Below are 15,392 nucleotides of genomic sequence, written 5' to 3' on the forward strand. Positions count from 1 at the left end.
CATAGGCATAAGAGAAATTATAGCTACTCTACGTTCAATTTGCAATCGTAATATACTGGATTCTCGCATATTTCTCGTTTTTTATTATTATTTGATTTGTCATAAGACATATCTATTATCTTATTATTATTTAGCCAAATACCATTTACGTGAATCCAATTGACAATTAATCGTCTTGTCAGGAGACACATTGCCAAGAAATTCACCATCTACATGACTTACTGTAGGTGAATCAACCTTCAATGAAAACCGCTCTGCTTGTAACATTTCCACTTCACGAAAATTCACATGCTTCCCCCAAAATACGGTCATAAATACTAAGAGTAGTTTCATTCTCGATAAATCATGTACAACCGTCAATTCTAATAGCTGATCATCGCTTTTGGAAGAAGGTGATATCTTCATCCCACCTCCAAAATAAGGACCATTACATATAGAAATAAACCACACATTACGGAAGCGATGCGTTTGTTCTCCAATATGAACAACGGCATCGAATCGTTTGAAAGTAAACAACGCCCATATTGTAAGTAACATATAGGATAGTCTGCCTAATTTCACGTAATTGAGCCAGCGCTTTAATTTCGATTGGTTCAATGTCGTAGTAATATATGCATCGAATCCAATCCCAGAATTATTGACAAAACTATGTGCTGATTGACCCTCCAAAGTAATTTGACCAAGATCCATTGCTCTCGGTTTACTGGAGTGGTGATAATAATAATTCTCTACATCAGAAACTTGCTTAAATATATGGTATCCCCGAGCAAAATCATTGCCTGATCCAGCTTTCATTGCTCCTATTTGAATATGAACGTTGCCGGCAGCTCCCTCTATAACCTCATGAATGGTTCCATCTCCACCAACGGCTAATAAAAGAATCTCTACTTCCTTCTCCATCGTATATTGCTTAGCCAAATGAACAACATGACCAGAATAATCGGATATATGAGCGATATACGGAATGGTAAGTTGCGATTTTATTTTGTCCCAAACGTATGCGCCTTTACCACCGCCAGCTTGTTCATTCACGATAAAAATAACTTTCACTTCTTAATTCTCCTTCGAAAGCGTTCTTATCAACAAGCTTACAAAGGATTGTCGTATTTTGTCTACAGTTTTTTCCCATAGATAACGATCAAAAATTTGGTATCGTCACTTGATATTGCTCGATATCAATAAATTTGGGCAAACAAAAAGAGCATCTAATTTAACAAGCAGATGCTTGTGAATAGATGCTCTTTTGTCAGATCAATATAACATTAAATTATATAATTAAACTGTTGCAGCTACAGAAAGTTTTTCCGCAGCAGCTTTAACTTGCTCAAGACCAGCAGCAACAATTGCTTCTGCTTGTGCTGGAGAAGCGTTATGACCTTCTATAATTACTTCATCGATGATTTGGCAACCAAAAACTCCGCCAACAACGTTACGCATATAGTTAACAGCCATCTCCATAGGAGCTGCTTCTGGAGCAGAATAAACTCCACCACGAGCATTTAGGAAGATTGCTTTTTTATCAGTCAAAAGTGGAACAAGTTGACCTTGTTCGTTGTATTTGAATGAATAACCAGCTTGGTAAGTGTAGTCAATGAATGTTTGAAGTGCAGCTGGAATTGTTAGGTTCCAAAGTGGGAATGCGAATACAACTACATCAGCAGCTGTAAGAGCATCCATAGCTTTTTGTTTTGCGCCAAGACGACGTTGGTCTTCAGCAGTCAATGTACCAGCTTGTGCTCTACCAAATGCATCGAAGAATTCTTGACCGAAATACGGCATATCTTCAGCGAATACATCAAATGTTGATACCTCTACTCCTTTAAGATTTGCTGCAAATGTTTCATACATTTTGCTTGAAACACCTTCAGATGCTGGACGGTTATTTGCTTTTACGATTAGTACTTTTTTCATTTCTCATTCTCCTTTATGTCTTAGAAATTATGTCTCTCAGTTTTAAGATACTTTTACATTATAACCTGTATTACCGATAAAATAAATAGCTACTATACAAAATATAGTACGAAAATATGAACATTTAATCAAATTTTTCCCTCTCGATTAAATTTTTCAAATAAAATCAATAAATAAACGATAAATATTTACTACATCATCGGTTGATAATTTTTAATATTATTGTAATTAACATCATTATCAGAGTGACAACATGTTTAATGTGGCCATTAATGTGACACACTATATCTGTTAATTCATAGGTAGTTAATTAGAACTTAGATGTTCTCGATATTCATTCGGTGATCTTCCCGTAACCTTTTTGAACATTTTTGAGAAATAACCTTGATTGGGATAACCTACTCGTTCAGATATTTCATATAACTTCATCCCAGTCTGTAACAATTGGATTGCTGAATCGATACGTTTTCGTGTCACATATTCGATGAAGGTTTCACCTATTTCCTTAGCAAACACTTTACTTAAATAACTTTCACTCACGCCTACCATTTCGCTAGCTACTGTAAGTGAAATCGATTCACCATAATGCTTATCAATCCATACTTTAACTCTCTCGGTCATTCTTGGCGCTGAATCAACTAATTGTTTTAACGGATCCAATTGTTCAACGAAAGCTCGCATTATCTTCAATAACCACTCATGAAGTCGTTCAATATATATAAAATGTTCGAGTTCACCAATCAAACTTCCACTGAATTCTGTACTTTGATACAACGACATATTTTCTAATGAGATTCCTTTACTATATAACAGTGACTCTAATTCACGAATTAACGCACGATAAGGACGCATCCAATCTTCATATCTTCCGTGATGTGATCGTTTCAATACATTAAAAAGCCTAATAGCTTCACTTTCCCATCGATCATCATAATTGGCAATAAACTGAAGTAGAGATGTCCAATTAGGTTTTATTGACTCTATTAAATTTTCTTGTCCGCCTTGCGCAATAAACACTCGACCTTGACCATTGAAAAAGCGTAGCTCAGCTTGCCTGCTTGCTTCCTCATATCGTTTTGCCCAATCAGTTATTCGACTACAAGGTGACGACACTCCAATTGAAAGTGAGATATTTACATATTCTTTGACTTGCTGTGTAGCACGGGTTAACAGATCAATAAGTTGGCTATGTATCGCTTGATCTCCGATTGAAGTAGGGAATGCTACGACGGATACGTAAGCTCCTTTACCTCTCTCACTAACTACACAATATACATTCTGCAAGGAGAATACTTGTAAAAACGCTCGCATAACAAATCTTGATGTTCGTTCATCCAACAGATGATTCTTATTGATTCCATCATGATCAACAAGTATTTGTAGAAGAAAAATCCGTTGTCCTTCTAATTGGGTGAACTCGAGTATAGCATCTTCGGATTCATTCCCCTCTACCATTTCCCATAAAGATTTTTCTTTGCGCTGCTCAATTCGATCAATACTTTCTGCTTCTTGTCGTTTACGTTCTGATTTCCTTTCATATAGCGGTTCTACTACTCGCGTGAGCATAGCACCAATCGTATCTGGAGACATATCCTCTTTGATAATGTAATCAAGTGCGCCATATAAGAAAGCTTCTCTAACATAATTGAAATTGGAAAATGCGCTTAACATGACAATACCGAATTCCTCAGTTAACTCTAATTCCTTTATCTGTTTTACTAATTCAATTCCAGTTATAACTGGCATTTGAATATCAACAATAGCAAGATCAATCTTTCGGTCTTTCATAATAGTTAGAGCATCACGTCCATTGGCTGCTTCACCAACAATTTCACAACCATAATAATTCCAATCAATCATTTCTCGAAGAGCCAATCTTACAATAGGTTCATCATCAGCTAAAAGTACGCGAAGCAACTCGCTCATCTCCTTCTATTTCTAATTCTGCACCAGGTTCATCCTGCAATAGAGGTATAGAAATATATACAGTCGAACCCTTACCTACCTCACTAATTAACTCTGCACCATAAGTGAAACCATAGTTTAATTGAAGCCTATCATTGACATTTCGTAATCCAATCCCATTGAACTTACTATTTTCTATGCCGTTGCCACTCCAAATTTTTTCAATCTCTTCTAAGGTCATTCCTCTTCCGTTATCTTCAATGGTAAATAAACAACGTTTCTCATTAGCTCGAAAAGAACATGTTATTCGAAGCAATCCTCTCTTCTCCATATGATGTAGTCCATGGACTATCGCATTTTCTACAATTGGTTGAAGTAATAGTTTCAGCATATATAATCCTTTAACTTCTTTATCCACATCTATTTCAACATCAAAGCCATCACCATAACGTATTTTCATAATTTGTAGATAGTACTCCGTTAACAATAGTTCTTCTTCCACAGTAGTATACATTCCACCACGGTTAAATGAGGCTGATAGCAACTTACTAAGTAGCTCTGTCATGCGTTGAATATTGTCGGCTTTTGATATAACAGCCATAAGCTTAATCGTATTTAATGTATTTAATAGAAAGTGAGGATTAATTTGAGATTGTAATGCAGCAATTTCGGTTAGGCGCTTTTGCTTTTCTTTTTCTTCGATTTGACCAATATATTCATTAAGTTCACCGACCATATCGTTAAATGAATTACCTAGTGCATAAATTTCATATGGCCCAGAAGCTACAATTTTTGCTTTCATATTCCCCATCTTAACCTTTGACATTTGACCTACAAGGGAACGAATTGGTTTAACAATTTGATGTGCAAATATATAAGCTACTGCCAAAAAAATAAGTAAACCCGCTGCTGATACACCAATTACTCGCCAATAAACACCATCTAGTTGCTGTACTAATTTTGCGTAAGGCAATACCTGCGCGTATTTCCAACCATTATCAGCAGTTTCATACATTACGAGAACTTCTTCACCTTGATCCTCAGCAATGTATTGCCCACGGTCAGTAGCTAATGCTGATGAAAGATATCGATCATGGTCATTCATTCCCGTTTGCATCGTACTCTCTATTGAAGAAGCGATTACAAATCCTTCTTTATCAATAACAAAAGATTGTACACCAGCTTCATCAGTTGTCATTAGTTCAATCCACTTATTAGAATGAAAAACAAATAAAATCATTTCAATACCATATAACTCTGTACCAAAGCTAGGTGCTATCGCTGCTGTAACATATGATTGTTGTTCATCTCCAATCATTGAAAAACTTTGCTCTGTTCCCATTAAAACTACTTTGTTAGATCGGGATTTCGCCTTTTCATACCACTCTTGAGACCTCCATAGTGATTCTTGTAGAGGCCAGTTCTCCTTAGTAGAATGAATCCCTCTGTCTTTATAGAAAAACAATACTGTTGCAACATCAGACGTATAGTGAAAATAATTATGTAATTGTGACTCTAGCAGCCGACTTGTAGATAATTTTTCTTGTCTATCCTCTGAATAATAAGTATAGGAAGCAGCAGATATGACGTCTGCATCATTAGCAATAGTAGCTACTGAATTCGTTATTGCTTTAGTTTGCGCATCAACAGCCCCCTCAAGCTGAGTAAGTGCTTGCTTAGAACGTACCGTTGTTTGTTCGATCCAAATATCTTTAAATGATTCCACAGCAAAAGCTGTAATGATACAAAGGGGTAGTGTAATTAATAATACAAATGATGAACTAACAATAATCGAAATCTTCCATCTACCTTTACGTAGCTTGAACCATCTCTTGCTTATCACAATTACTCCCCCTTAGCCTTCTTCCATCTTTCATTGAGTTGAGTAGCAATCTCATTCACACTCAGACCAACTAACATATCTTGACCTAGAGTTTTAACATCTAGTTGTATCGCATTTGATAGTCTTGTATATTGCTCATCACCAGGTAAGTAAATAAATTGTGTAGCATCAGTTTCAGCTAATATTTTTCTAGTGAACGCATTAGTAGAAGATATTCCTCGAAATACTGATTCGGACATCGTATTGTCTAAATAGTCCTTGTAATTTTCAGGTGAAAAATACCACGATAAAAATGCTTCCGCTTCCGCTTGATATAAACTTTCTTGAGAAATACCTAGAAAATGATCAGCGAAATACATCTGACGTAATGGTTCCTTCTCATTATCTCGATATGGCAGTGGAAATGCTTTCATATCCTCTAATCCGCCAGTTTCTGCTAGATATAGAGGTATAAACCACTGACCCGCAGCCAAAACTGCGGCATCACCAGCAATGAATAACTCAACTGCATCATTCCACCCTACACTTAGTGGGTCAGGTCCGGTGATGTCTGCATGATATAACTGAGATACTTTCATGTAACCATCGTAGAAAGGAGTTCCTTTACCAAATGGCATCGACTGCTTAGCCATATCACTTAGGTATGTTTCATTACCAGAAAGAAGATGTGGCAAAAATTCATTAAATGGATACGTTGGCCATTCATCCGCTGCACCTAAAGCAAGTGGAATAACTGCTCCATCCTCTTTGATCACTTGTAAGACAGTCATAAATTCACTCCATGTTTGAGGAATTTCAAGTTGTAATCTGTCAAACACGCTTGGATGATAATAGATCCACTCTGGTTGCAGTGAAGTAGGGATTGCAAGTATCTTTTCATTCACTGCAAAGCGTTCAGCAATTACATTACGCTCAGTTACATCATAATCATTAAGCGTAATTAGATCATGTTCGAATAGTTGAAGCCAATTCGGCTTCAACTCAAAGAGATCCGGCAACTGTGAAGCTGCGGATCTAACTCTCATTGATTGTAAATAGTCGCTATCAGACGAAAACGCTTCCACTTCTATCGTTACATAAGGCAAAACTGCTTGAAATACCTTTGTTTTTTCATTCATATATGCGATGAATTTGGGATCTGAATTCCAAATAGCCATTTTCAATGTAATAGGAATAGGTTCTTCCGGTTCTTTATTGATTGGAACATTATTATTAGATTCACAAGCAATAAGTACAAACGATAGAAATACTATAAGTAGAATAAATGTATTAACTCTGAAATTGTGCGTCCATCTCATAGACATCCCTCTATTATGTTGAAGTTTAGCCTTATCATACTATAAATGTAAACGCATTAATCATTATTTTTGTAATTTATATTGGAAAAACCTTATGAATGATTTCATCATAAATAATAAGTTCTGCATTGTTAATTTCTTTCGAGACTAACTCATCGTATTTAATTTGAAAAAGTTCTGATCTAATTTGACTTTCTATATCATCTAACATCATAAATCGCTCATTTTCTCTTTCAATGCATCTTATTAGATATAAGCCATGCCCCGTATCTAATGTAACTACACTTAGATCAGGATCTAGTTGATAAGCAGTTTCTCTGAGTAAGAACGATTGTTCATCATAACGAGTAGTTGTCTCATCAAATACTCTCTTAATTACGTTACCCTCTACGTTTTGTTGCTGTAATAATGTCTCCAACCCCATTCCACTTTTCCATCTATTAAGTAAATTCTCGACGATCATATTAACTACTACTTTCTCATCTTCATCTGAATATATCCACTCCATATACTCTATAACAACTCGATCGGGGTACTTGTAATTTGTCGTTCTTAATAGCTTATAACGATCATTTATTTCTTGATCTGTTACAGATATTACTCCTTCAGAAATCCATTTTTCTTTCAATCGTGTTTTTCCATTACTTATTAGATATTCTATATATTCTTGCAAACCATATTCTATTGGTCCATATATTGGTTTTCCTTGTTGGAATGCCTTGCTCCTATTTTTATTTTCTTCCCTCCATTGCAATTGAAGTTGATCGAATGAAACTTGCACTAACACTCCAGCTTCTTGCATTAACCCCAATTCCGTTTTTATTTTTGTTAAATAAGTTAACGTTTGATTATGTATGTAATCTAAAGGAGTACCGTTGTCATATATCGATGTCCAAAAATCCTCTGTCGGTTCAATGCCAAACTCTCTATTATAATAAGAGTACGTCTCGGCAACATAATAAGCATTCAGATAAAATTCAAACTCATCTTGCATAATAAAAATACCATCGACACTAGCGACTGGTTCAGAACTTGTACGATGAGATAATAACGATACCGTTATTATCGTTGCTACCAAACTAATAGTGACGATCACGCCAACTATCTTCAATCGATTAGTCATTTTCACGAACCACCTTTGTGCATCTATTATGAAGTAAGGAAAGCCACACTATTGGGCTTTCCTTACTCTCTTCTAGACCGTTACAACACTTTAACAAATTGCCATTGTTGATTAGATCCATCAGTATCTGTCCATTGAATAGCATCTGCTCCATTGGCAGTAGATTCATCTGAAATGTCTAACACTTTACCACTGCCTCGATTAACTAGTTGAAGGTAAGTACCCGATTTTACAATAGACCATTGTTGTTCATAACCTGTACCACTTGAATGTTGTACCACAGCCGCACCATTAGCTAGTGAGGCACCAGAAATCGAAAGATACTTGGTCGTTTGTCTATTTTGCAGTTTGAAATAACCCCCTCCTGCATCAACTAATAACCAATGCTGACTATTCCAACCACCATCACTCCATTGTTCAATCTGAGCTGATTCTGAAGAAGAGCCATCTTGTACTCCAATTGGTTTGCCACTATTGCGGTTTATTAATTTGTAGTAGTATCCAGTTGCAGGTAACACGATCTCTGGCTCTACTTCCTCTGGAAGCTCGCCAACAATTCCCACTCCATTGTAAGCACCAATATTCGGAGCAATGGTAGCTGATACGGTATTGCCATAATAGTCTAAGCCACCATTACCACCAATAACTTTTCCTGCCGAAAGAGCAGGTGAGCTCGTCAGCAATTTGTACCCATCAACCGAATTTCGTCCAATCCCGCCAGTACCTACATTAACGAAATGTGGGTTAGCAACAATTCCCACTGTATCTTCTGACGGTTTGGATACTCCATAATATAAATTATTGTAATAATTCCAATCAGATTTATCATCTAAAGAAGTACCATTTTTAATGTAAAAAATGTTATTTTCAATCCAAGTCTGACCTGCATTACCGCCCCAATTTGCATTAGCAATAACTTTACTAGATGCATTCCCTGCTGGTACATAGATCGAATTATTATAAATACTAGTTCCTGTTGTACCTGGCCCCATTAAATTAATAATTGGATTTCCTGCAGTACCATCATTTTCACTAATGTTATATCGAATAATTGACCATTTATTATACATTGTTGAATTCAAAGAGCAGATTAGAAGAAATCCACCTTCATTATCATGAGAATAGTTATATTGAATAATCGTATTGTTGCTCCAATAATCCGAATCAAAACCTTGGCCATCTACCGTATTACGAACATTATAAGCCTCGTTGTTTTGGATGATCGTGTTATCACTGTTCCAAGGCCAGAAAGCAACTGATGGATTAATCGTAGTCGTATAATGCCAACGATTGACATCGTGAGCAACATTATATTGAATGATGGCCCCCTTAGTTGAAATTGCTACAACACCATCTCCATCAATATTGTAAAGTGTATTGTTTTGTACAACGTAATTAGTGAATGCTGCTTGATCAAAATTGGTCGTATCTCTTGTACCATATCCACCAGAAATAATGGCCCAACTACTCCAAGTTACAATACCTTGTCGACCAACATCATATATTGTACTATTCTCAATTTTGACATCATTAAATTTGGTTACTACTCCAGTTCTGCCAATTACTTCGGTTACAATGCCTCCTGTAGCATCATCATCCTTTTTAGCATCACCATTAACATTGTGTACCTTTAACCCTTTTAGATATATATGGTTTAAAGTTCCAGCATTTTCACCGACAAGGTGAACTCCTTTTCTTCTACCAACAGTAGATCCAAAATTAGTAATTTCTAAATTATTAATCTCCCAATATTGTTGGTTGTATAAATATAAACTACTTGCAACGGTCCCTTCACCATTAATAATCGGTTTATTTCCGGTACCATACTGATCAATAATAATAGGCGATGAAGATGTTCCTGATCCTTTGGGATGTAATTGGCCTGTCCAAGCACATCCCGACTTTAGTAGAATTTGATCTCCTGCCGAAAATGTCGTGCCATTTACTTTACTTAATGTTTTCCAAGCTGACGAGGTTGTCGTTCCCGAGTTGCTGTCTGCTCCTTCAAAACAATCTACATAATACGTGGTGTTTGCTGCACTTACAGTGCCCTGTAGTGAAAAATCTACTGAGAATAAACCAAGCAGTAGTGAACCAATAAGCAGCATTTGAAACCATTTCCTTGTTCTGTTCTTCATTTTCTTCCTCCTCTTAGATAAAAATAGCTGATATCCCGTTCCTAAGAATCGAAATAACAGCTTATGATGTATAGCAATTTAAGTACGATTAAAGCATTACCCTTTAACCGCACCTTCTGCAATACCAGACATAATAACCTTTTGCATAGACAAATAAATAATAATCGTAGGGAGCATTACAATTAGAATTGCGGCTGCTAATTGTCCCCAATCCGAACCACGTGAGCTTACAAACGTCATTAATGCGGTAGATAACGTATGTAAATCTTTCGATGGCATATATAAATACGGGATATACATATCATTCATAATATCTACAGCTTTAATAATTGCTAGAGTCGCAGATGCTGGAAGTAATAATGGGAATATGATTCTGAAATAGATTTTGAAGTATGATGCCCCATCTATCATCGCACTTTCATCTAGCTGCGTTGATATCTTCTGAATAAATTGCAGGAAAATAAAGATTTGTAGCAAATCAGTTCCTGCATAGATGAGTAGTGGCGCACCTAAAGTATCATAAAGATCAAGACTCTTAATGATCTGGAAACGAGACACTTCCGTCGTATAGAATGGGACGACCATCGCAGCAAAAAATAATGCGAAAATGGAAGATTTTAATTTGAAATCAAATCGATGCAATACGTAAGCAGTCATAGATCCGAGCACCGTGTTCACAACAACGCTTATCACGACTAGAATGAATGTATTTTTGAAACCTACAGACATATTTCCCTTATCAAAAGCAGAGATAATATTTGATAATTGCCACTGATCTGGTAGGGACAAGGGTGATGATGTCATAACTTCCATCGGTGTTTTGAATGCAGTGAATACATTAATTGCTACAGGGAAAAGTACAATTGCACTTATTACGAGAAATAAGAGATAGATTAACATACGGGAGAAGTTGAAGCGAGCTCTTAGCGTCATGATTGACTAGTCCCCCTTTACCTTAATTAATTTTTTTTGAACAATACTCATCGCAATAATAATTACCATCAATATAATTGCTAGAGCTGAAGCTAGTCCATAATTGTTAAACTTAAAGGCGGTCTCCAACGTGTATACTGTAAATGTCGTGCTTGCAGTACCTGGCCCACCTTGTGTCATTAGGAATGGAATATCAAATACTTGTAGCGCTCCTCTAATATTGAGGAATAAAACAAGATCAATAACTAGAATGATTCCTGGTACTGAAATATGTCTGAATTTATGTAGAGCACCTGCACCGTCTACAGTAGCTGCTTCATATAGATCATTCGGAATGGATTGCAGTCCTGCTAGAAATAGAATGACGTGAAAACCACTAAATCTCCATAGGGATACCGCGATCAATGAGTAATTAACAACTCCAGTATCACTCAACCACTTTTGAGTTAAAGATTCCAAGCCAACAACTGATAATAGCTCATTGAGTGGACCATTTAACGGGTTATATAAGTAAGTAAAAATATAAGCTACTGCTACTCCGTTAATAATATATGGCATAAACACGATCGTACGGAAAAAGTTGCTCGCGCGAAGCTTCTGATTCAAGTACACTGCGATCATGATCTCTAGCGGAATGAAAATAACATGAACTATAAAGTATAGGAAGTTATTAGAAAGTGCTTTCCACACTTCAGGAGTTTGAAAAGCTTGAACAAAATTATCAAATCCTACATAATTAAAACCTTTACTCATACCATTCCAATCCGTTAAGCTGAACTGGAATAAACGAATCGTTGGGTAAATTAGAAATAATAAAAGCAATGATATAGGGATAAGTAAGAACGTAAAAATTACGATTTTCTTCTGTACTGTGTAGCTCATTCTACTTTCCTCCAATGAGATCCAAGGAGAACGTTACCGCTCTCCCGGCACCCTTTTTCTACTGTTTTAACCGTTTTTAACTTTTTTCCATTTTCCATTCAATTCCGTTGCAATATCAGAAACTTTTTTACCTGCCATCATATCTTGACCAAGTGCTTTCACATCCAATTGAATAGCATTGGAGATACGGGTGTATTCTGCATCACCAGGAATGTATACGAATGGTTCAATTGGATTACTTGCATAGAATTGTTGTAACCAAGGAACGTTAGCTTCTACTCCTTCAAAAGCAGAGTTCAATTGCGCTGTATCAATATAAGTTTGATACACTTCTGGCGAATAGAACCATTCCATAAATGCTTTTGCTTCTTCTGGATGTTTTGTATTTGAATTAATTCCATAGAATTGATCTGTGAATGTCATTAATTTCAAGTCTTCAGATTCTGTCATACGATATGGCATAGGAAATGCACCTAGATCATCTGTATTTCCGACTTTAGAAGAATACGTTGGCATGAACCATAATCCTGAAGCAATGACTGCTGCTTGCTTAGAAACAAATAGATCCGTTGCTTGATCCCAGCTTGTGCCAAGTGGGTCTGGACCCATAACATCAGCATTATATAGATCAGCAATTTGAGAATATCCTTGATAGAATACTGTACCTTCACCAAACGGCTCATCCTCTGTTGCTGTACTGCTCAAATAGTTCTCATCTCCTGAAATACTATGAGGCAGGAATTCATTGAATGGATAGTTCGGCCACGCATCTTTACCGCCCATTGCGTAAGGAATGTATTTATCGTTAGCTTTAATTGCTTGAAGTACTTCAATAAATTGAGGCCATGTCGTTGGAACTTCTAAGCTTAGTTCTTCGAAAATGCTTTTGTTGTAATACACTAATTCTGGGAATGAAACAGAAGGTATTGCATAGATGTTGCCATCAATAGCATAAGTAGCTGCATATTGATTCTTTGATGTAACCGTAAGATCATTAATTGGTGTTAAGTTTTCTTTGAAATCATTTAACCAGTTTGGTTTTAATTCATAAATATCCGGTAGTGAATCCGCAGAAGCACGAACTTTCATTGCTTGCAAGTAGTCACCATCACCTTTGAATGATTCAAGCTCTACCGTTACATTTGGATTTACTTGATTGAATTCAGCAACTTTTTCTGTTAAAAAATCAATGAAGTCGTTATTAGAATCCCACATTGCCATCTTCAACGTTACTTTATCTTTGGTTGTGTTTACTGGCTTTTCCTCTTGCTGTCCTACCGCGTTCCCACTGTTATTACTCGTATTTACATTCTTCGCGTTATTACCACATGCAGCTGTAAGTACAGATACTAGAACCAATAACAGTACAAGCATTCCTTTACCAATTGCTGATTTACTCATATAAATCCCCCTCAATTGAAATTCTATTTGTAAAACGCTTACATGTTAAGTTTAATAGGAAAGCGCTCTCAACTATATGAACATTCTTTTTCTTTTCTTCTCTCTTTTTGTTCTCGCCAAGTAAAAAACAAAAAAACGTTACAATCTACCATTGTAGAATGTAACGTTTTTTTTCAATTCTAATGATTAAGCCGCCTGCATTACTTCGTTATCAAAGTCCGCTTTTTGAACTACATCTACGTTAAGCGAACCTCCGACTGCTTATCTGCCGACTCATAAATCGCACTTAAAATTTGAATCATATGGACTCCATCTTGAGGCGTAATCGTTGGAGTATCTTTTCCTAATACACAATCGATGAAATGAAGAATATTTACGGTATGTTGTGGAAGCTCTGTCTCAGGAAATTCCGGCTTACTACTTACAACTTGACCATCCACTTCTGTAAACAGTGTCAGCTCATTATTAATTAGTGAGAATCCTGCTTCCGTACCTCTCCATTCAAGGAATCTTTGCTCTTGCTCAATGTTAGATGCCCAACTAAACTCCACTTGTAAGGAAGCACCATTTTCAAAACGAATAAAGCCTGTTGCCATATCCTCTACGTCAAAAGTGCCCGTGGGAATTTCTCCTGTCTCATCTGGTCGATCGGCGAATTTACGATAAGTAGATCCTGATACCGTCTTCGGAATAGGGTCTCCGCTTAGCCACATTGCAAGGTCAATCATATGAACACCAAGATCAATTAAAGGTCCGCCACCTGACATTTCCTTGGTCGTGAACCAGCCACCACGACCAGGAATACCTCTCGTACGTATCCAACCACATCGTCCCGCGTACAGTTCTCCAAAAAAGCCTTCATTATATAGTTGTTTTACATGTTGTGCAGCAGCTGTGAATCGATTGTTACGCATAGCCATTAATATTTTACCACTTTGGCGTGCGATATCTGCCATCTTGCGTGCCTCTTCCGGATTAATCGCATCAGGCTTCTCACAAAAAACATGCTTATTATTTGCTAATGCTTCTATAGCAATAATCGAATGAAACTTGTTAGGGGTAGTAATACTTACAATATCAATATCATCACGCGCAATTAATTGTCTATAATCCGTATATATAGTAGCTCCAGGAAAATCTTGTGCGGCTAGTTCTGCAAGTTGTAGATTAGCATCACATACCGCAACAACTTGAATATCTTGCGAGGTTTTCCATCCATCAAGATGCGCATAGCGATATATTCCACCTGCTCCGATAATTCCAACTTTTAGCATGTCTATTTCTCCCTCTTCTTGTCATTCAAGATTAGAATTAACTCACTGCTTCAAGATAGTTCATATTACGATATAATTCACAATAATTGTATGCTATTGTTATGAACTATTCAATACTGCTAATTTAATACTATCATAATCATTCAAGCGATTTCTGTTAACAATGTCGAGTTATACTTTAAATAAGCTAACATTATTAACAGAAAGGTGTGAAAATTATGATTACAGTAAATATTACTTCTTACGTTCAATTTGCCCCTACTATTAATATGAAGGCAACATGCAAAATGACGCTACAATGTTTACAAACGTATCCCCTTGCAGAAGCAATCATTGTCGTTAATGACGAGAACGTGGTTATCGGTATTATCTCGTCCAAATCCTTCTATCTTAAGCTATCAAGTGGTTATGCTATTGAGAACTTGTACAATAAGCCGATTAGTCAACTAATGATCTCTCCCCCACTTACTGTAGATGTAAATATAAGTGTCACACAATTGCAGGAACAGAATCTTCTAGTTAAAAACAGTCATTATCCCCTTGTTGTTGTCCAAAATAATGCTCCTATCGGTATACTTTCAGTTGAGAATTATCATTTACTAACAGTACCTCCGTCAGACGATTATCCATTATCCACTTCAATTGCCTCAACTTATACAAATCAATTTTCCTTCTAAATGTACG

General features: G+C 36.5%; 12 protein-coding genes. 1 reads left to right on the forward strand and 11 read right to left on the reverse strand.

From position 1 onward, the window contains the following. Positions 1-126 precede the first annotated feature (126 nt). The 11 genes from NV377_RS07170 to NV377_RS07220 form a co-directional block, all read right to left on the reverse strand. Positions 127-1,050 (reverse strand): diacylglycerol/lipid kinase family protein, encoded by a 924-nt coding sequence (locus tag NV377_RS07170; protein WP_258200517.1) that lies wholly within the window; start codon positions 1,048-1,050, stop codon positions 127-129. Positions 1,051-1,275: 225 nt separating this feature from the next. After that, positions 1,276-1,911 (reverse strand): FMN-dependent NADH-azoreductase, encoded by a 636-nt coding sequence (locus tag NV377_RS07175; protein WP_258200518.1) that lies wholly within the window; start codon positions 1,909-1,911, stop codon positions 1,276-1,278. A gap of 306 nt (positions 1,912-2,217) precedes the next feature. Then, positions 2,218-3,828: a response regulator gene (locus tag NV377_RS07180; protein WP_258200519.1), complete on the reverse strand. Its 1,611-nt coding sequence runs from the start codon at positions 3,826-3,828 to the stop codon at positions 2,218-2,220. After that, positions 3,806-5,659 (reverse strand): sensor histidine kinase, encoded by a 1,854-nt coding sequence (locus NV377_RS07185; RefSeq protein WP_258200520.1) that lies wholly within the window; start codon positions 5,657-5,659, stop codon positions 3,806-3,808. The genes NV377_RS07180 and NV377_RS07185 overlap by 23 nt, the downstream gene beginning before the upstream one ends. A 2-nt stretch (positions 5,660-5,661) precedes the next feature. Further along, complete coding sequence (locus NV377_RS07190; RefSeq protein ID WP_258200521.1) at positions 5,662-6,957, reverse strand: ABC transporter substrate-binding protein; 1,296 nt, start codon at positions 6,955-6,957, stop codon at positions 5,662-5,664. A 76-nt stretch (positions 6,958-7,033) separates the two neighbouring features. After that, on the reverse strand, positions 7,034-8,080 hold the full coding sequence (locus tag NV377_RS07195; protein WP_258200522.1) for a hypothetical protein: 1,047 nt from the start codon (positions 8,078-8,080) through the stop codon (positions 7,034-7,036). A gap of 80 nt (positions 8,081-8,160) precedes the next feature. Beyond that, positions 8,161-10,218: an RICIN domain-containing protein gene (locus NV377_RS07200; RefSeq protein ID WP_258200523.1), complete on the reverse strand. Its 2,058-nt coding sequence runs from the start codon at positions 10,216-10,218 to the stop codon at positions 8,161-8,163. 96 nt (positions 10,219-10,314) lie between these two features. Continuing rightward, positions 10,315-11,151 (reverse strand): carbohydrate ABC transporter permease, encoded by an 837-nt coding sequence (locus NV377_RS07205; RefSeq protein ID WP_258200524.1) that lies wholly within the window; start codon positions 11,149-11,151, stop codon positions 10,315-10,317. Between the two features lie 6 nt (positions 11,152-11,157). Next, entirely contained in the window at positions 11,158-12,033 is an 876-nt protein-coding gene (locus NV377_RS07210) for a carbohydrate ABC transporter permease (protein ID WP_258200525.1), read from the reverse strand. 66 nt (positions 12,034-12,099) lie between these two features. Further along, positions 12,100-13,434, reverse strand: a complete 1,335-nt coding sequence (locus NV377_RS07215; RefSeq protein ID WP_258200526.1) for an ABC transporter substrate-binding protein — start codon at positions 13,432-13,434, stop codon at positions 12,100-12,102. A gap of 236 nt (positions 13,435-13,670) precedes the next feature. Then, positions 13,671-14,708: a Gfo/Idh/MocA family protein gene (locus NV377_RS07220; RefSeq protein ID WP_258200527.1), complete on the reverse strand. Its 1,038-nt coding sequence runs from the start codon at positions 14,706-14,708 to the stop codon at positions 13,671-13,673. A gap of 218 nt (positions 14,709-14,926) precedes the next feature. Between NV377_RS07220 and NV377_RS07225 the strand changes: the two genes are divergently transcribed. Continuing rightward, positions 14,927-15,385, forward strand: a complete 459-nt coding sequence (locus tag NV377_RS07225; RefSeq protein WP_258200528.1) for a CBS domain-containing protein — start codon at positions 14,927-14,929, stop codon at positions 15,383-15,385. Positions 15,386-15,392 lie beyond the last annotated feature (7 nt).

The organism is Paenibacillus endoradicis (assembly GCF_024721975.1).